Source organism: Mesorhizobium sp. CNPSo 4671, assembly GCF_057784245.1.
The window spans coordinates 15,569-34,291 of the sequence record NZ_JBWLUW010000021.1; the positions used below are offsets into that span (position 1 = coordinate 15,569).

Genomic DNA, 18,723 nt, shown 5'->3' on the forward strand with positions numbered 1-18,723 from the left:
CATTTGCGCGCTGCCTGCGGCAAAACCCTTGCCTTCCCGAATGCCTGACGCCATAAGCAGGAAACAGGCGCCGCCTGCGCAAAGGGTTCCGAGATGAAGACTTTCCTGACGCAGTTTTTCACCTGGTGGAACAGCCAGACACTGGGAACGCGTCTGCACACCTGGCGGTACGGCAAGAGGGTCGGCCAGGACGAGGTCGGCAATGTCTATTACGAAGGCGGCGTCGATTCGGAAGGCCGCACGCGCCGTTGGGTCATCTACCGCAACTATTCCGAAGCCTCGGCCATTCCGCCCGGCTGGCACGGCTGGATCCATCACCGTGTCGACCTCGCGCCGCCCAGTGACGATTACAAGCCGCGCGACTGGCAGAAGCCGCATCAGCCCAATCTGACCGGCACGCCGGCGGCCTATCGCCCGAAGGGTTCGGTGCTGACCAATCAGCATCGCCCGCAGGTCACGGGTGACTACGACGCTTGGACGCCCGGGTCGTAACGACCCGGCTGGTAACGGCGCCCCGACTTGTCACGGCACGAAGTGCAGGCCGGTCCTTTATCGCCACAATTGGTGTTTAGCTGCTTGCTGATCAGAAAACGGCGACTAGCCTTGGCGATCGACGGAATCACCCGGGCGCGAACCACCGGTACCCCTATATGAGCTTTTTCAACCTGATATCGACGGGAGGCCTGACGCTAGCCGCCAGCCTCGCCGTCAGCACCGCGGCTTTTGCGGCTTCGCCCACACCGGCTGCACCCGCCGCGCCCGCCCCGGCGGCGCCCGCTGGATCGGACCGCATCACCAATCCGGTCGCCGAGTTCGCCGGCATCGACAAGATCACCGGCCGCATCATCACCTTCGACGTCTATATCGACGAGACGGTGCAGTTCGGTGCTTTGCAGGTGACGCCGCGCGTCTGCTATTCGCGGCCGCAGACTGAGGAGCCGAGGACCGATTCCTTCGTCGAGGTCGACGAGATCACGCTCGACCGCAAGATCCGCCGCATCTTCACCGGCTGGATGTTCGCCGAAAGTCCGGGGCTCAACGCCGTCGAGCATGCCGTCTATGACGTCTGGCTGAAGGAATGCAAGCAGAAGTCGGACGTACCGGCGCCCGACGCAACCAAGGCTGACGCCACCAAGGCCGACGCTCCGAAGCCGGCCGCCACCAAGCCTGCCGCCGCCAAGCCGCCGGCCGCGGCCAGCCCGGATGCGGAACAGCCCGATCTTACGGAACCGGACGCCACCGACGCCAACTGATCCCCCGGAACCGTCACGTCCATCACGCGTTGGACCATTGACGACCGCGCATCGATGCGCCCGGAGGATATTTCGATGTCAGACAGCAAGCGGATCACGGCGAGCAAGAAAGAGTTGCTCGAACTCGAAAAAGGGTTCTGGACAGGGGACGAGGCCTACTACGCGGCCAATGCCGACACGGAATGCCTGGTGGCATTTCCGCAAATGGCAAAGGCGATGGACAATGCCGATCTGGCCAAGACCGCAACCAAGCCCAACCGCTGGCGCGATCTCGATATCGAGCTCAAGGGAATCATCGAACCGGGCAGTGATATCGTCATGCTGACCTACGAGGCGCATGCGACACGGGAGAATGGCGAGCCTTACGCGGCGCTGGTCAGCACCGGCTATGTCCATCGCGTCAACGGCTGGAAGATGATGTTCCATTCGCAGACGCCGCTGGAGGCTGCAGCGAAGACCTGATCATCTGAGCGGTCCGGCGGATCGTTTACTCGGTGATACGCATCCCATGCTCGGAGAGAGCAGCCAATATGTCTTCGATCTCGGTCGAACTGAATTCACGTTTGGGAAGCAGTTGGCCGAGCTGACCCATTGTGGCATCTCTGCCCTTTGTGATCAGCGCTTGGACAATCGGCTGCATGTCCGCTCGAAGGTGGATTTCGCTCGACATCGAAGCTCTCCGGTCACGGAAAAAAGATCGCCTCGCCCTTCAACGCATCGGCGAGCATCTTCTCATACTTGCCGCGTGGCACGTCGACGGCGCCAAAGCGCTTGAGGTGCTCGGTGGTGAATTGCGTATCAAGTAGCGCGAAGCCGCGCGCCTTCAAGCGCTCGACGAGATGCACGAGGCAGATCTTCGACGCATCCGTCTCCTTGGAAAACATGCTTTCGCCGAAGAACACCCGTCCGAGTGACACACCATAGAGGCCGCCGACCAACTGGTCCTCATGCCAGGCCTCGACCGAATGGCAGTGGCCCATGCGGTGTAGTTGCACATAGGCCTCGCGGATCGGCGCGTTGATCCAGGTCGAGCGCCGCTCCTCGCGCCTTTCGGCGCAACCGTCGATCGTGGCCTCGAAATCGAAGTCGAAGCGTATGTCGAACGGGCTTTTGCGGATCGCTTTCTTCAGGCTTTTGGGTGTGTGGAACCCGTCGAGCGGGATGATGCCGCGCGTCTCCGGCCGGACCCAGAAGACTTCTGGGTCGTTGGCGCTTTCGGCCATCGGGAAGACGCCCGAGGCATAGGCCTTGAGCAGGAGGTCGGTGGAGATGCGATAGCCGGGTGCGTAGGGACGGGTCATCGCGTCCCCGGACTATTCTTCCTTGGCCAGGTATTTTTCCAGCCAATGGATATCATAGTCGCCATTGGCGATGTCGGCATTGCCGACCAGATCGCGAAACAGCGGCAAGGTTGTCTTGATGCCATCGACGACGAATTCATCCAGCGCCCGCCTCAACCGCATCATGCACTCGACGCGGTTGCGCCCATGCACGATCAGCTTGCCGATCAGGCTGTCGTAATAGGGCGGGATCTTGTAGCCGGAATAGACGCCGGAATCGACGCGGATGCCGAGACCGCCCGGCGTGTGGAAATGGGTGATGGTGCCGGGTGAGGGGGTGAAGGTGCGCGGATCCTCGGCGTTGATTCGGCATTCGATGGCGTGGCCATTGAACTTGATGTCTTCCTGCTTGACCGAAAGACCGCCACCGGAAGCGACGCGGATCTGCTCATGCACGAGATCGATGCCGGTGATCGCTTCCGTCACCGGATGCTCGACCTGCAGGCGCGTGTTCATCTCGATGAAATAGAACTCGCCATTCTCGTACAGGAACTCGATCGTGCCGGCGCCGGAATAGCCGAGATCGGCGATGGCTTTGGCGCAGATCCCGCCGATGCGGGACCGCTCCTCGGCGTTGAGCGCCGGCGAATTGGCCTCTTCCCAGACTTTCTGGTGGCGCCGTTGCAGCGAACAGTCGCGCTCGCCGAAATGCACGCCGCGGCCAAAGCCGTCGCCGAACACCTGCACTTCGATATGGCGCGGCTTCTGCAGGTACTTTTCGATGTAGACGGCGTCGTCGCCAAAGGCGGCGCCCGCTTCCGTGCGCGCCGTCTGCAAGGCGACCTCGAGGTCCTCCTCGGTGAGTGCAACCTTCATGCCACGGCCGCCGCCGCCGGCCGAGGCCTTGATGATCACGGGATAGCCAATTTCGGTGGCAATGCGCTTGGCTTCCTTCTCATCGGTCACCGCGCCGTCGGAACCAGGCACCACCGGAATGCCGAGGCGCTTGGCGGTGCGCTTGGCCTCGATCTTGTCGCCCATGATGCGGATATGGTCGCCGGACGGGCCGATGAAGGTGATGTTGTGCGCGGCGAGAATGTCGGCGAACTTGGCATTCTCCGACAGAAAGCCGTAGCCTGGATGCACGGCGTCGGCGCCGGTGATCTCGCAGGCCGCGACGATCTGATGGATGTTGAGATAGCTGTCGCGCGATGGCGGCGGGCCGATGCACACGCTTTCGTCGGCGAGCCTGACATGCATGGCGTCGGCGTCGGCGGTCGAATGCACCACCACCGTCTGGATGCCGAGTTCCTTGCAGGCGCGAAGCACCCGAAGCGCTATTTCGCCGCGATTGGCGATGAGGATCTTCTGGAACATCCGGCCCGCTCTACTCGATCACGACGAGCGGCATGCCGTATTCGACCGGCGTCGCGTCCTCGAACAGGATCGCCGTCACCGTGCCGGCGCGCGGCGAGGGGATCTGGTTCATCGTCTTCATCGCCTCGATGATCAGCAGCGTCTGGCCTTCCTTGACCTTCTGGCCGACCTCGATGAACGCCTTGGCGTCGGGCGACGGCGCCAGATAGGCGGTGCCGACCATCGGCGAGGTGACCGCGTTCTTCGATACGTCGACCGCTGCCGGGGCGGCCGCGGCAGCGGGCTGGGCAGCTGCCGCCGGCGCATAGCTGGGCTGGGGGGCTGCAATCGCGTGGACGGCAGGTGCCTGCCGCGACACGCGCACCTTCAGGTCACCCAGTTCGACCTCGATTTCGGTCAGGTTGGTGTCATTCAGTATGCCCGCCAGATCGCGGATCAGTTGCTGGTCAACACCGGTCTTCTTTATCGACATTTTCGAGCCTTCTGTTTGTTGGCCGGTCATAGGCGTGCGGCCAGCGCCTGTAGCGCCAGCGTGTAACCGAGCGGCCCAAAGCCACAGATCATGCCGACGGCGACCGGCGCGACCATGGAGACGTGGCGGAATGATTCCCGCGCATGGATGTTGGAAAGGTGAACTTCGGCGACCGGCAGCGGCGCAACCGAACGGATGGCGTCGTGGATCGCGATCGAGGTATGGCTGTAGGCGCCCGGATTGATGACGATGCCGGCGGCCTTGTCGCCGGCTTCCTGGATCCAGTCGACGAGATCGCCCTCATGGTTCGACTGGCGGAAATCGATCTCGAGCCCGAGCGCCGTGCCGGCCTGCTTGCAGTCGTCGGCGATCGCGGCAAGCGTCTTGCCGCCATAGATGCCCGGCTCGCGCTTGCCGAGCGCGTTGAGATTGGGACCGTTCAGGACGAAAACCGTTTTCAAAAAAGCCGACCTTTTCCGGCGCTGGTATCAAACCGGCGCGCTGGGCCTCTATACCGGGCATAGCCGTCCGCGAAAAGAGCGCAAGTGCGTTCTTTCACTGTCCACAACAGGCCGAAATCCGCCCGTGAAGAAAACCCCTGGCTGATCAAAGCGCGGCTTTCGCCGCCTCGATCTTTTGCGTCAGGACTTCCTGCCCGAGAGCCCCAAACACCACCTCATTGCCGACGACATAGGACGGCGTTCCGGTGATCGACAGCTTATTGGCAAGATCATAGGTCTTGGAGAAGGCCTCGGTGATCGACGGGTCCTTCATCTTCTCGCGCAGCGTCGCCTCGTCGGCGCCGAGCGAAAGCGCGATCTTGATCGCGGCCGCCTCGGTGGCGCGTCCCTGGCCGCCGAGCAGTGCGTTGTGGAACTCGCCGTATTTTTCCGGCTTCATCAGATGGAAGGCCATCGAGACGACGCTGGCTTTTTGCGAATCCGGGCCGAGGATCGGGAATTCCTTGAGCACGAAGCGCAGATCCGGATCAGCCTTGGTCAGGGCTCGCATGTCCTCGATGGCTCGTTTGCAGAAGCCGCAATTGTAGTCGTAGAACTCAACGATCGTCACCTTGCCGTTCGGGTTGCCGACGATGCCGTCGAAGCTGGAGTTGAAGATCTGCTCCTTGGCGTTCTTGATGACGCCCAGCGCGGCGATCCGTTGTTCTTCCTTCTGCTTGGCCTCGAGCGCGTCCTGCACTTCGAGCAGCACTTCCGGGTTCTTCAGGAGGTAGTCGCGGATTATGCCCTCGACCTCGGTGCGGTCGATCTTGGTATCGGCCGCCTTGGTGTCGGCCCCTGCCGTCTGGACAGGCTGAGTCGCCTGGACAGGCTGCGTTGTACCGGCCTTGGCAATCTGCGGGCTGCCGGCGACGAAACCGAAAGCCAGCATGGCGAGGGCCACAGCGATCCCCGTTGTGCCCAGCAGCAGTGCCTTTTTCATCGTTCTCGTTCCTTTTGCCTGTTTCCCAGTCCGGCTGTGTCGCAGCGCGTGATCGGAAGGTTCACTAGATCTTGCTTGTCGATTTGTAGTTTATGATATCCTGGGCGCGTATCCAACGCGGCTCGCCGCGCTTCATCTGCTGCTGCGCGCGCATGGCGAAGATCTTCGCATCCTTGTAGTTACCGGAATAGAAATGACCTTCGGCCGTAGCAAGCTCGGCGCCCGGTATGTCACCCAACTCGCCGTAAGCCTGCGCCAGGTAACGATACCCCTCGGCATTTTCCTTGTCGCGACCCAGGCCATTGTTGATCTGCACGACGGCTTTCTTCAGCGCGTCAGGCGTGCCGACCGCCATCAGCGCCTGGCCAAGCGAGACGGGCAGCAAGCCGGACCGCGCGGGATCGAGGCTGACCGCCTTGGCATAGGCTTCGGCTGCATCCTTGGGCTTGTTCGCCTTCATCAAGATGTCGCCGCGCAATTCCTGGAAATAGGGGTTCTTGGGTTGGGCCTTGATCAGGGCATTGGTCTTGGCGAGTGCGCCGGCGATGTCACCGTAAAGGTAGGTCGACTGGGCATCGCCATAGAGTGCCGCGAGGCTGCCCCGCATCTTTTGCATCAGCCTGCCGGCGGTAGCCTTGCCTTCCATATAGACGGCGATCTTTACCCGCATCATGTCATGGCGCTGCTGCAGCGCCGGCGGGTCAGGCTTGTCGACATTCGGGCTCTGCTTCACCAGCACTTCGAGATTGGCGATGCGTTCCTGCGGCATCGGGTGGCTGATCCGGTAGGGATCGATCTGCGCACCCGACAGGGACAGCGCGGTCTGGAAGCGGCGGAACGTCTTCAGCATGCCCATGCCGGACTGGCCGGTGGCGTTGAGATAGGTGATGGCGGATCGGTCGGCTGTTATCTCTTCGGTGCGTTGGTAGGCGAGGATGCTGCGCTGTGCCATCTCGCCGCCGCCGGCGGCAACGCCCATGCCTGCGCCGGCAAGGCCGCGGCTGTTGGTGGTGGCGCCCGCAACGATCGCACCCGCGCCAAGCAAGGTGGCGATGATGGCCATCGTCTTGGCGCGCTCGAGCTGGTCACGCAGTTTCTGCTGGTGGCCGCCGGCGATATGGCCGGCCTCGTGCGCGATGACGCCGATGATTTCATTCGGCGTTTCGGCCGTCATCAGCGCGCCGGTGTTGATGAACAGCCGGCGCCCGGTGACGAAAGCGTTGAAGCTGGAATCGTTGACCAGCACGATATCGATGCCGTCATTCGCCAGCCCCGCCGCCTTGAAGATCGGCCGCGCGTAGTCACGCACCAGAGCCTCGATCTCGGCATCGCGTACCACCGGCACGCTTTGGGCGAAGGCGGTGACAGAACTCGCCACGGCGACGGCGACGCCAAGCGAAAGCGTCGCGAAAACACGCGCTGCCCGGGCAATCGTCGATCTGGGTCGGCTCAACATGACGTGTCCACTGGTAGACGAGCGGGCGAAAGATGAAAAGTCGGCACCGGAAAAACTTCCTCAACTTGTGATCCTCACATCAATCGGGCATTTGTGCGGCGCATATATTCGAGGCATGGCGTGCCCAACCGTCGGGATAGAGATAAAATGGTCGTTTCGCTCTCACGTCGTGGCAATGTCGAGCCATTCCACGCCATGGATGTGCTGGCCGAAGCAAACAGGCTGAAGGCCCAGGGCGTGCCGGTGATCTCCATGGCGGTCGGCCAGCCCTCCGATCCCGCGCCTGCACGGGTTCGCGCCGCCGCGGCCAAGGCCTTGGAGCACGGTCGCATCGGCTACACCGACACGCTGGGATTGGCCGGTCTGCGCAAGGCGATCGCCGAGCATTACGCGGATCACTATCGGCTTGAAGTCGAGCCTGGCCGGATCGCGGTGACCACGGGTTCGTCGGCGGCCTTCAATCTTGCCTTCCTGGCGATGTTCGATCCGGGCGACCGCGTTGCGATCGCAGCACCTGGCTATCCTGCCTATCGCAACATCATGGCGGCACTCGGCATCGAAGTGGTCGAGATCGAGCTCGGCGACGCGGCCTATTTGCATGCCGGTCATCTGGAGGCCGCGCATCGCGAGAAGCCGCTGAAGGGCGTTCTGTTTGCAAGTCCGGCCAACCCGACCGGCGCGGTCATACCGGCCGACGAACTGGCGGCGCTGGTCGATACGGCGGAGACATTGGGGATCGCCGTCATTTCCGACGAGATCTACCATCGGTTGGCCTACGGCGCCCCTGACACCACGGCACTTGCCTTCGGCAACAGCGTGACGGTGATCAATTCCTTCTCGAAATACTATTGCATGACCGGCTGGCGCATCGGCTGGATGGTGCTGCCGGAAGAGCTGGTGCGGCCAGTCGAGCGCATTGCCCAGAGCCTCTACATCTCGCCGCCGGAACTGTCGCAGATCGCCGCGATCGAGGCCTTTGCCGCGACCGATGAGCTGGAAGCGGTCAAAGGCCGCTACGCCTGGAATCGCGAACTGCTGATGAAGCGCCTGCCGGAACTTGGCTTTCGGCTGGCTGCACCCATGGATGGCGCCTTCTATGCTTTTTGCGATGTCACAAGGCACACCAATGACAGCATGGCTTTCGCGCGCAAGATGCTGGCCGAGGCGCATGTGGCGGCGACGCCCGGCCGCGACTTCGACACCCAGGCAGGGCATCGCACGATGCGTTTTTCCTACGCCGGCAGCCATGATGACATGGTCGAGGCGATGGCGCGCATCGAACGCTGGTTGAGGTAGCACCATGCCGGAACTCGAACAGGCCCCCAAACTTGATCAGGCATTGGCAGAAGTCGCCGCCGAAATGGCCGAGCGCACCGATCGCGGCGATGTCGCGACCTACATTCCCCAATTGGGCAAGGTCGATCCGAAAAAATTCGGCATCGCGGCCGTCACCAATGACGGCCGTGTGCTGGTGGCGGGCGATGCCGACCAGGCATTTTCGATCCAGAGTATCTCGAAGGTGTTCACACTGACGCTGGCGCTCGGCAATGTCGGCGATGCGCTGTGGAAACGGGTCGGGCGCGAGCCGTCAGGCAATCCGTTCAATTCGATCGTCCAGCTCGAGCATGAGAACGGCATTCCGCGCAATCCCTTCATCAATGCCGGCGCCATCGTCATTTCCGACATCCTGCTTGCCGGCCACCAGCCGCGCGAGGCGATCGGCGAGATCCTGCGTTTCATCCAGTTCCTCGCCGACGACGAGACCATCATCATCGACCGCGAGGTCGCCGCCTCCGAACGCGCCACCGGCTACCGCAACTTCGCGCTGGCCAACTACATGAAATCCTTTGGCAATCTTCATCATGCGCCGGAACTGGCGCTCGGCGTGTATTTCCATCACTGCGCCGTCGCCATGAGTTGCCGGCAACTGGCCATGGCCGGTCGTTTCCTTGCCAATGGCGGCAAGAACCCGGCCACCGGATATCAGGTGGTGTCGGCGGAGCGGGCGCGGCGCATCGGCGCCATGATGCTGACCTGCGGCCACTATGACGGCTCCGGCGACTTCGCCTTCCGCGTCGGCATTCCGGGAAAAAGCGGCGTCGGCGGCGGCATATTGGGCATCGTGCCTGGAGTGGCCTCGCTCGCCGTCTGGTCGCCCGGCCTCAACGCCAACGGCAATTCCAAGCTCGGTTCGATCGCGCTGGAAAAGCTTGCGAGGATGATGAACTGGTCGATCTTCGCGCCATAGGACTTACTGATATTCAGGTGAGGCCGGCCTGCAAATGGCCAATACCTGCGCTTCCGGTGCTCACGTACATTAAGTACGCTCCGCTCCGGTTCTCGGTATTAGCCATTTTCGACTCGGCCTGACCTGAATCTCAGTAAGTCCTTGCGTCATGGCGGCACCGGCAAAAAAATCCCGCGCAATCTTTCGATCGGCGCGGGATTTTCTTATCTGGAAATCACTTCAACCAACTGAAAAGCTTAGAAAAAACCCTTCCGCTGCCACCAGCCAGCACGCTTCGGCTTTTCTTCGGTCTTGGCTTCCGGTTCATCGGCGACGGTCGAGGAAACCACCGGCACCACTGGTGCATCGATGGCAGCCGGCTTGCGTCGCGACGGCCGGGCCTTTGCAGGCTCTTCCACCACGGCAGCAACCACTGTTTCCTCGGCAACCGCCACTGGAGACTCGACCGGCGTTTCCGCGGCCGCTTCGACAACAGTCGTTTCGGTGACGGCCTCGGCGGCTGCTTTCTTCGGCTTAGCTGCGCGACGCGGCTTCTTGGGCTTCTCGGTGCTCGGCACCTCTTCGCTCACCGCAGCCACCGGCTCATCAACGGCAACGGCAGCCACGGGCTCGATCGACACAGGCTCGCTTTCGGAAGCATCAGCCTCCGAAGCCTCGGTCGCCTCGCCGGCGCTTGCCTCGGTCTCGCCTTCGCCGTCTTCGCGACGGTTGCGCTTGCCGCCGCGCTTGCCGCGCCGGCGCTTCTTGCCCTGGCTGTCATCCGAAGCCTGCAGCGCCTCGTCAGAGGCGCCGGCAGCGATCGGAGCGGCATCGTCCGCTTCGGTGTCGTCATTGTCCGCCGCGTTTGCCGGGCCGGCGAAATCGCCGGCCGGAGCGGAGACGGATGAGCCATCCGTCGGGGCGCCATGCTCGCGGTCGCGATCCCTGCCGCCGCGCCGTCTGCGGCGCTTGCGACGCTTGCGGTCGCGGCCTTCGCCATCCTCGCCGCCGGCAGGCCGCGGCTGCTGGTTCTGCTGCGGCTGCTGGCGTGGCTGCTCGGCCTGAACCACGACCTCATCATCCTCCTCGACGACGACAATCTCGTCCTCGGGCTCCTCCGGCTCGACATAGGCCGGCAGACTGCGCACCTCGACAAAGCCCTCGGGCTTTTCGGCCAGGGCGCCGCGGAAGATCGCATAGTGCTGCGCGCCAACCGTATCGTCCGCCTCGATGGTGATGGTCAGGCCGAAGCGGCTTTCGAGCTCCACCAGCGTGCCGCGCTTGTGGTTGAGCACGTAGAGCGCGGTCGCCGCCGGCGTGCGCACAGTGATGTGGCTGCGCGAATCCTTGAGCAGGAATTCCTCGATCGCCCGCACCACCATCAGCGCGACCGACGAATCGGACCTGACATGGCCGGTGCCGCCGCAATGCGGGCACGGCTTCATGGTCGATTCCAGCACGCTGGCGCGGATGCGCTGGCGTGACATCTCCATCAGGCCGAAATGCGAGATGCGGCCGACCTGGATGCGGGCACGGTCGTTCTTGAGGTGATCCTTCAGCCGCTTCTCGACGGAGCGGTTGTTGCGGTTCTCCTCCATGTCGATGAAGTCGATGACGATCAGGCCGGCCAGATCGCGCAGCCTCAGCTGACGGGCAACCTCTTCGGCCGCTTCCAGATTGGTGTGGAGTGCCGTGTCCTCAATCGAGTGTTCCTTGGTGGAGCGACCCGAATTGACGTCGATGGCGACCAGCGCCTCGGTCTGGTTGATGATGATGTAGCCACCGCTCTTCAGCGTCACTTGCGGCTGCAGCATGCGGTCGAGTTGCGCCTCGATGCCGTTGCGCACGAAGATCGGTGTCGTGTCGCGGAACGGCTGAACCACCTTGGCGTGGCTCGGCATCAGCATGCGCATGAAGTCCTTGGCCTCGCGATAGCCTTCCTCGCCGGATACAAGAATCTCGTCGATATCCTTGTTGTAGAGGTCGCGCACCGAGCGCTTGATCAGGCTGCCTTCCTCATAGACGAGGGCAGGGGCGGTGGACTGGAGCGTGAGATTGCGGACATTTTCCCAAAGCCGCATCAGATATTCATAGTCGCGCTTGATCTCGGCCTTGGTGCGGCTCTCGCCGGCGGTGCGCAGGATGACGCCCATGCCTTGCGGCACTTCGAGATCGGCGACGACCTCCTTGAGGCGCTTGCGGTCGACCGCGCTGGTGATCTTGCGCGAAATGCCGCCGCCGCGCGCCGTGTTCGGCATCAGCACGGAATAGCGGCCGGCAAGCGACAGATAGGTGGTGAGTGCGGCGCCCTTGTTGCCGCGCTCTTCCTTGACGACCTGCACCAGCAGGATCTGCCGGCGCTTGATCACTTCCTGGATCTTGTACTGGCGGCGCACCGGCTTGCGGCGGTTGCGCACTTCTTCCAGCGCGTCCTCGGCGCCGACCGATTCGACCTCGTGATCGTCGGGATGCGAGGACTGTACTTCCTCCAGCATACCGCGATCATTGTCGCTGGCGGTGGCTTCGCTGCCCTGTTCCGCCTGTGGGACGGGCTCGGAAATCACATCGCCTTCGACAGAGGCGGCGATCGATGTCGGGCCGCCCTCGCGGGGTTCGGTTTCGTCCTGTTCGGCGGAACCTTCACCATTGCCGGACGCATCGGCATGCCCCGAGCTATCTGAGTGCTCTGAATGGTCTGATGTATCGGCTGCGTGTTCTATGATCTCGGAGGTGTGGGAGATCTCCTCGACAACGATGTCGCCATTGTCGTTGCCTTCGCTTGGCTCGCCGGAGCCTTCGCCTGTCTCGCCCGCATCGCGCTTGTGCTCGCCGCGGTCGCGGCTCTTGCCGCCACGCCGGCGTCCGCGCCGTCCGCGATCGCGGCTCTGGCGGTCATCGCCGTCACCGTCCTCGTCCTCCTCGTCCTCGGCCTCCTGCGCTTCGGCGCGCAGCAGTGCCTGACGGTCGGCGACCGGGATCTGGTAGTAATCGGGGTGTATTTCACTGAAGGCGAGAAAACCGTGACGGTTGCCGCCATATTCGACAAAGGCTGCCTGAAGGGAGGGTTCGACGCGCGTTACGCGGGCGAGGTAGATATTTCCTTTGAGCTGCTTCTTGTCCTGGGATTCAAAGTCGAATTCTTCGATACGGTTACCGCGTACGACGACAACTCGTGTTTCCTCCGGGTGGGAGGCGTCTATCAGCATTTTGTTGGGCATTATTTCGTTTCCCCCCGGCAGCCGTCAGCCGCAGCTGGCGGGGCAAAGCCCGCTGCTGTGTGTCTGGAGAATGGGTGCCGGATAATTGAATGTCCGCCGGACGGTGCCTGCGTGTCATGGCGGTGCCGCCCGCAGCCATACTGGCGCGGTTTGATGCGGACCTTTCCATGATTGCGCTTGAAGCCATCGTCACCAGCAGAACCTTTTGAACCAAAGCCCGGAAACCGGACCAGCTTGTTTGCTCATACAGAGCCGGCACGGGAACAAACCCGGCCGTTTTCCTCACGCAGGCGATTCCCCCGCCACGGGAGCACACCTGCGAAATTCGTCGCAATCACCTGAACCCTTTTCGCGTGAAGCGAAAGGAGCCGCCTTTCATCTGACCCTGTAGCAGGAAGCTGCGGAGGAGGGCGGTTCCAGGATTGCAGTGATCCACTATCGCTTTTATGATTTGGCGGGTTGGAAGGCAACCCCGATTTCCGATGCCGGCAAAAAGCAGTTCCGTAACGTAAGCCTGGGTTCCGATCCTTGCGTGAAAAGGCTTGGTTAACCTTCTCTGGATACCAATCGTTAATCGAGTTCGCGGCCTAACCGGCACTTCGACGAAACGAGCGGGCGCCTGGCGCCAAACCGGGAGCGACTGGAAGAGAGATGGGACTGGCAGGCTTCACAGGCAAGGGATGTCGTGTCGGTGGCCGGATTCTCGGCGCCCTATGCCTTCTGCTGCTGGTGGTGATTTCCCACGCCTCTTCCTCGGTTGCCAATGCCGCCGACGCGCCGCTGGTGGCAAAAGGCTACAAGATGGCCGGCGATGCCACCAAGATGCGCATCGTCATGGATTTCGATCGCGAGCCTGACATCAAATGGTTTCTGCTGCGCGGCCCCAATCGCCTGGTCATCGACCTGGCGAATACTAGGCTGGCCATCGACGCCAAGGATCTGAAGCCGCGCGGCCTGGTCAAGGGCGTGCGCCTGGGCGCGCTCGGCGAGGGCGTTTCGCGGCTGATCCTCACCGGCAAGGGGCCGTTCGCCGTCGACAAGCTGGATGTGCTCAAGAATGAGGACGGAACCGGCTACCGCATCGCCATCGACATGTCGGCGGCCTCGGAACGGGAGTTCGACGCCGCCCTTGCCAACCAGGCGCTGACCACCGGCTCGACGGTTTCGACCGACAAGGGCGGGCGGGTCGGCACCGGGCCGGTCTCCAATCCGGGTCACCGCTTCACGGTCGTTATCGATCCCGGCCATGGCGGCGTCGACGGCGGGGCCGAGGGTCTGAACGGCACGATCGAGAAGAATATCACGCTGGCCTTCGCCACGGAGCTGCGCGACAAGCTTGCGGCCGTCGGCAAATACGATGTCTTCATGACCCGCGACACCGACGAATATCTACGTCTGGACGACCGCGTGCGCATTGCCCGTCAGCATGAGGCCGATCTGTTGATTTCGATCCATGCCGATACAATCAGCGTCAAGGGCATCCGCGGCGCCACCGTCTACACCGTTTCCGACAAGGCGTCGGATCCCGAGGCGCAGGCGCTTGCCGACCGCGAAAACCTCTCCGACCAGTTCGCCGGCATGGTCATCAAGGACGATAACAGGGAAGTGACCGACATCCTGATCGACCTGATCCGCCGCGAGACGCACACATTTTCGATGAGTTTCGCCCACACATTGGTCGGCCAGCTGTCGACCAGCGTCGGCCTCATCAACAATCCGCAGCGTTCCGCAGGTTTCAAGGTGCTGAAGGCACCAGACGTGCCATCCGTTCTGGTGGAACTCGGCTATCTCTCGAATGCCAAGGACGAGGCGCAGCTGCTCGACGCCGAATGGCGCGGCAAGGCCGCACAAAGCATCACCAACGCCGTTGCACTGTTTGCCTCCGCCCGGGCCGGAACGGTGACCGGAGGTTGACATGGCTGGTGGCGCCTGCAACCTGAGGCAGCGTTGCTGGATGACAACACCCGGTGCCTTTTATTTCCGGCGCGCGGTCACGAAATCAAGCCTTGCCGTATTTTGTCCACATGGTGGCGACATGGGTTTTCGATTACGGATTGGGACCGGCTCGAAAGCTTGCGTGGAAGGCGGCTTCGTTTAGGAAATTCCCGAACCAAGGACTGGAGCGGGTATGATTCGTCTCATTGGCTATTTTTTCGGCATCGGCACGACGCTGGCCCTTCTGGCCGCGGCGGGCGTTGCGCTTTACATCGGCCATGTAGCAAAGGATCTGCCTGACTACGAAGTGCTGGCCAAGTACGAACCGCCGGTGACCACCCGCATCCATGCCTCGGATGGCTCTCTGATGGCGGAGTATGCGCGCGAACGGCGCCTGTATTTGCCGATTCAGGCGATCCCGGATCGCGTCAAGGCGGCGTTCCTGTCCGCCGAGGACAAGAACTTCTACAGCCATCCCGGTGTTGACATAACGGGGTTGGGCAGAGCGGTGCTCACTTACGTTTCGGGTGGACCGATGCAGGGCGGTTCGACGATCACCCAGCAGGTTGCCAAGAACTTCCTTCTCACCAACGAGCGCTCCCTGGAACGCAAGGTCAAGGAGGCCATCCTTTCGTTCCGCATCGAGCAGGCCTATTCCAAGGATCGTATCCTTGAACTCTATCTCAATGAGATTTTCTTTGGCTTCAACGCCTATGGTGTCGCCGGCGCCGCACTGACCTATTTCGATAAATCGGTGAACGAACTGACCGTGGCCGAGGCCGCTTATCTGGCATCGCTCCCGAAAGGTCCGGCCAACTACAATCCCTTCAAGCATGCCGATCGCGCGATTGAGCGGCGAAACTGGGTCATCGGCCAGATGGTCGAGAACGGTTACGTGACCCCCGAAGAGGGTGCGAAGGCGAAGGCCGAGCCGCTTGGTGTCGCCCCGCGCCGCACCGGCTCCTATTTGTTCGCGGGCGAATATTTCACCGAAGAGGTTCGTCGACAGATCATCGCCCGCTATGGCGAGAACGCGCTCTATGAGGGCGGCCTTTCCATCCGCACGACCCTTGACCCGAAGGTTCAGCTCATTGCCCGCAAGGCGATGCAGAACGGTTTGATGAAATACGACACGCTGCGCGGCTATCGCGGCCCGGTGACGTCGATTGACGTGTCCGGCGACTGGGGTCCTCCGCTGGGCGCCGTCAAGGGACTGGAAGACGTTCCCGAATGGTCGCTCGCCGTCGTGCTCGACTCCTCGGCGTCAGGCCTCTCGATCGGTCTGCAGCCCGCACGCCAGGCGTCGGGCGACATCGTCAAGGAGCGCGTCGAAGGCACCGTCAGCAAGGACGACATGGGCTTTGCCATGCGCCATGTGGTCGACGGCAAGACGGTCAAGGCCAAGTCGCCGGCCGACGTGCTGAAGCCGGGCGATGTCATCTTCGTGCAGAAGAACGAAGGTTCCGACAACACTTACAGCTTGCGTCAGGTTCCCGAGGTGGAAGGCGGTCTGATCGCCATGGATCCGCACACCGGCCGCGTGCTGGCCATGGTCGGCGGCTTCTCCTATTCGCAGTCGGAATTCAACCGCGCCACCCAGGCGATGCGCCAGCCGGGTTCCTCGTTCAAGCCGATCGTCTATTCGGCCGCGCTCGACAACGGCTATACGCCGGCCTCGGTGATCATGGACGGACCGATCACCATCCAGAGCGGCAACACGACCTGGACGCCGAAGAACTATGACGGCACGGTCGCCGGGCCGGCAACCCTGCGCTCCGGCATCGAGAAGTCACGCAACCTGATGACGGTGCGGCTTGCCAACGACATGGGCATGAAGTTGGTCGTCGAATATGCCGAGCGCTTCGGCGTCTATGACCATCTGGCGCCGTATCTGCCGATGGCGCTGGGCTCCGGCGAGACGACCGTCATGCGCATGGTTTCGGCCTATTCGATCATGGCCAATGGCGGCAAGTCGATCAAGCCGTCGCTGATCGACCGCATCCAGGACCGCTACGGCAAGACCGTGTTCAAACAGGACGAGCGTGGCTGCGAAGGCTGCAACGCACCCGAATGGAAGAATCAGCCGGAGCCGGAACTGGTCGACAATTCCGAGCAGGTGCTCGATCCGATGACCGCCTACCAGATCACCTCGATGATGGAAGGCGTGGTGCAGCGCGGCACCGGCGCCACCATCGGCGAGCTTGGCCGCCACATCGCTGGCAAGACCGGCACCACCAACGACGAGAAGGACGCCTGGTTCATCGGCTACACGCCGAACCTCGTGGTTGGTCTCTATATGGGCTACGACACGCCGCGCGGCCTTGGCCATGGCGCCACCGGCGGCGGTCTGGCCGCCCCGATCTTCAAGGATTTCATGCGCGTCGCGCTGGACGGCACGCCCAATGTCGACTTCAAGGTTCCCGACGGCATGAACCTGATCGCCATCAATCGCAAGACCGGCATGCGTGCTGCGTCGGGCGATCCGGGCACCATCATCGAGGCCTTCAAGCCGGGCACCGGTCCCGCCGACAGCTATTGGGTGATCGGCATGGGGGCCGATGGCTCCAACGCCTCGGGCGGCGCATTGTCGCCGCAGGCCAACCAGGCCATCCAGGACGGCGGCGGCGGCCTCTACTGACGGGTCCCAATGCCCGACCGCTGGGCTGGCCTCGGGGCCGGCCCATTTCGCTTTACACGTGGCGGCGCCGTCCCTATGTATCGCGCCGACCGAAGTGTCACTTCAGCAACAGGACAAAATACCAGGCCATGCGCGCGGAAACGCAGAATATTGTCGACGAGATCAGGCAGGCGATAACCCTGCTGAGGAGGCATCTTTGACTGGGATCAGGCCATAAAGCGGCTTGAATACCTGAATGTGCGCGCCGAGGACGCCAGCCTCTGGAACGAACCGCTGGAAGCGCAGAAGCTGATGCGCGAACGCCAGGGCCTCGAGGAAGGCATCGCGGCGGTCAAGGGCCTGACCCAGGCGCTGGAAGACAATATCGGCCTGATCGAACTCGGCGAGGAAGAGGGCGACGAGGGCGTTATCGCCGAGGGCGAAGCGGCGATCCGCTCGATGCAGGGCGAGGCCAAGGCCCGCCAGGTCGAAACGTTGCTATCGGGCGAGGCTGACGCCAACGACACCTATCTCGAAGTCCATGCGGGCGCCGGCGGCACTGAAAGCCAGGATTGGGCCTCGATGCTCTTGCGCATGTACACGCGCTGGGCCGAGCGCCGCCGCTTCAAGGTCGAGGTGTTGGAAGTTCATGATGGCGAAGAGGCTGGCATCAAGTCCGCCACGCTCTTGATCAAGGGCCACAATGCCTATGGCTGGCTGAAGACCGAATCCGGTGTCCACCGCCTGGTGCGCATTTCGCCCTATGACAGCAATGCGCGTCGCCATACGTCCTTCTCCAGCATCTGGGTCTACCCAGTCGTCGATGACAGGATCGAGATCGATGTTTCGGAATCGGATGTGCGCATCGACACTTACCGCTCATCGGGTTCTGGCGGCCAGCACGTCAACACCACCGATTCGGCCGTGCGCATCACCCATATCGCCACGGGCATCGCGGTCGCCTGCCAGGCCGAGCGTTCGCAGCATAAGAACAAGGCCAAGGCCTGGGAGATGCTGCGCTCGCGCCTCTACGAGGAAGAGTTGAAGAAGCGCGAAGCCGTCGCCAATGCCACCGAAGCCTCGAAGAGCGACATCGGCTGGGGTCACCAGATCCGCTCTTACGTGCTGCAGCCCTATCAGTTGGTGAAGGATCTGCGCACCGGCGTCGAAAGCACCAGCCCGTCGAGCGTGCTCGACGGCGACCTCGACGATTTCATGGAAGCCTCGCTGTCGCAACGCATCGAGGGTGGTGCTGGTGAGGCCGTGGCGGATCTGGACTAGCTCCGTCCGCCACCAAACCCGCATTTGCCACCGCTCGCATCTTCGGGGAACATCTTGTTGCTGCCCCAAGCGGCCGGACGACGGATGCGGTCCGGCTACGCAGCAATTTCTTGCGCCGACTCACATTTCGGCTCACCATTTAAGGCAGGAGGAGACAAAAGCAT

The 18,723-nt window shown here is 62.5% G+C and carries 16 protein-coding genes; 8 read left to right on the plus strand and 8 right to left on the minus strand.

The genetic code is table 11. The features are described from left to right. Window positions 1–93: 93 nt before the first annotated feature. The 3 genes from AC04SF_RS33735 to AC04SF_RS33745 all read left to right on the plus strand — a co-directional run bounded on the left by AC04SF_RS33735 (window position 94) and on the right by AC04SF_RS33745 (window position 1,715). Window positions 94–492, plus strand: a complete 399-nt coding sequence (locus tag AC04SF_RS33735) for an NADH:ubiquinone oxidoreductase subunit NDUFA12 (RefSeq protein ID WP_096445526.1) — start codon at window positions 94–96, stop codon at window positions 490–492. Window positions 493–650: 158 nt separating this feature from the next. Next, window positions 651–1,253: a DUF2155 domain-containing protein gene (locus tag AC04SF_RS33740; protein WP_488481291.1), complete on the plus strand. Its 603-nt coding sequence runs from the start codon at window positions 651–653 to the stop codon at window positions 1,251–1,253. Window positions 1,254–1,328: 75 nt separating this feature from the next. Beyond that, window positions 1,329–1,715, plus strand: a complete 387-nt coding sequence (locus AC04SF_RS33745; RefSeq protein WP_488481292.1) for a hypothetical protein — start codon at window positions 1,329–1,331, stop codon at window positions 1,713–1,715. A 25-nt stretch (window positions 1,716–1,740) separates the two neighbouring features. Here the strand turns inward: AC04SF_RS33745 and AC04SF_RS33750 are convergent, their stop codons facing one another. The 7 genes from AC04SF_RS33750 to AC04SF_RS33780 form a co-directional block, all read right to left on the minus strand. Then, the gene (locus AC04SF_RS33750) at window positions 1,741–1,923 is read right to left on the minus strand and encodes an RNA polymerase sigma factor region1.1 domain-containing protein (RefSeq protein WP_488481293.1); all 183 of its coding nucleotides are present in this window, start codon (window positions 1,921–1,923) and stop codon (window positions 1,741–1,743) included. Between the two features lie 13 nt (window positions 1,924–1,936). Further along, window positions 1,937–2,554, minus strand: a complete 618-nt coding sequence (gene aat / locus AC04SF_RS33755; RefSeq protein WP_488481294.1) for a leucyl/phenylalanyl-tRNA--protein transferase — start codon at window positions 2,552–2,554, stop codon at window positions 1,937–1,939. A gap of 12 nt (window positions 2,555–2,566) precedes the next feature. Further along, the gene (gene accC, locus AC04SF_RS33760; protein WP_488481295.1) at window positions 2,567–3,910 is read right to left on the minus strand and encodes an acetyl-CoA carboxylase biotin carboxylase subunit; all 1,344 of its coding nucleotides are present in this window, start codon (window positions 3,908–3,910) and stop codon (window positions 2,567–2,569) included. Between the two features lie 10 nt (window positions 3,911–3,920). Continuing rightward, window positions 3,921–4,382 (minus strand): acetyl-CoA carboxylase biotin carboxyl carrier protein, encoded by a 462-nt coding sequence (accB, locus tag AC04SF_RS33765; RefSeq protein ID WP_096457250.1) that lies wholly within the window; start codon window positions 4,380–4,382, stop codon window positions 3,921–3,923. A 26-nt stretch (window positions 4,383–4,408) separates the two neighbouring features. After that, window positions 4,409–4,843: a type II 3-dehydroquinate dehydratase gene (aroQ, locus tag AC04SF_RS33770; RefSeq protein WP_096445540.1), complete on the minus strand. Its 435-nt coding sequence runs from the start codon at window positions 4,841–4,843 to the stop codon at window positions 4,409–4,411. 145 nt (window positions 4,844–4,988) lie between these two features. Next, window positions 4,989–5,825, minus strand: a complete 837-nt coding sequence (locus AC04SF_RS33775) for a DsbA family protein (RefSeq protein ID WP_096445542.1) — start codon at window positions 5,823–5,825, stop codon at window positions 4,989–4,991. 64 nt (window positions 5,826–5,889) lie between these two features. Then, entirely contained in the window at window positions 5,890–7,281 is a 1,392-nt protein-coding gene (locus AC04SF_RS33780; RefSeq protein WP_488481296.1) for a M48 family metalloprotease, read from the minus strand. 147 nt (window positions 7,282–7,428) lie between these two features. Here AC04SF_RS33780 and AC04SF_RS33785 point away from each other — a divergent pair, with 147 nt between their 5' ends. Then, the gene (locus AC04SF_RS33785; protein ID WP_488481297.1) at window positions 7,429–8,577 is read left to right on the plus strand and encodes a pyridoxal phosphate-dependent aminotransferase; all 1,149 of its coding nucleotides are present in this window, start codon (window positions 7,429–7,431) and stop codon (window positions 8,575–8,577) included. A gap of 4 nt (window positions 8,578–8,581) precedes the next feature. Continuing rightward, window positions 8,582–9,529, plus strand: coding sequence for a glutaminase (locus tag AC04SF_RS33790; RefSeq protein WP_488481298.1), 948 nt, complete (start codon window positions 8,582–8,584; stop codon window positions 9,527–9,529). 236 nt (window positions 9,530–9,765) lie between these two features. Here AC04SF_RS33790 and AC04SF_RS33795 read toward each other — a convergent pair whose 3' ends face one another. Further along, entirely contained in the window at window positions 9,766–12,726 is a 2,961-nt protein-coding gene (locus AC04SF_RS33795) for an Rne/Rng family ribonuclease (protein WP_488481299.1), read from the minus strand. 651 nt (window positions 12,727–13,377) lie between these two features. Here AC04SF_RS33795 and AC04SF_RS33800 point away from each other — a divergent pair. From AC04SF_RS33800 to prfB, 3 genes are all read left to right on the plus strand, one after another. Next, the gene (locus AC04SF_RS33800; RefSeq protein ID WP_488481300.1) at window positions 13,378–14,640 is read left to right on the plus strand and encodes an N-acetylmuramoyl-L-alanine amidase; all 1,263 of its coding nucleotides are present in this window, start codon (window positions 13,378–13,380) and stop codon (window positions 14,638–14,640) included. 214 nt (window positions 14,641–14,854) lie between these two features. Further along, complete coding sequence (locus AC04SF_RS33805) at window positions 14,855–17,299, plus strand: penicillin-binding protein 1A (protein WP_183458830.1); 2,445 nt, start codon at window positions 14,855–14,857, stop codon at window positions 17,297–17,299. A 128-nt stretch (window positions 17,300–17,427) separates the two neighbouring features. Then, window positions 17,428–18,559 (plus strand): peptide chain release factor 2 gene (gene prfB / locus AC04SF_RS33810; RefSeq protein WP_488481301.1). Its coding sequence is split into 2 segments (ribosomal slippage): window positions 17,428–17,493 and window positions 17,495–18,559, totalling 1,131 coding nucleotides; the frame shifts between segments, so codons are not numbered across the junction. Window positions 18,560–18,723 lie beyond the last annotated feature (164 nt).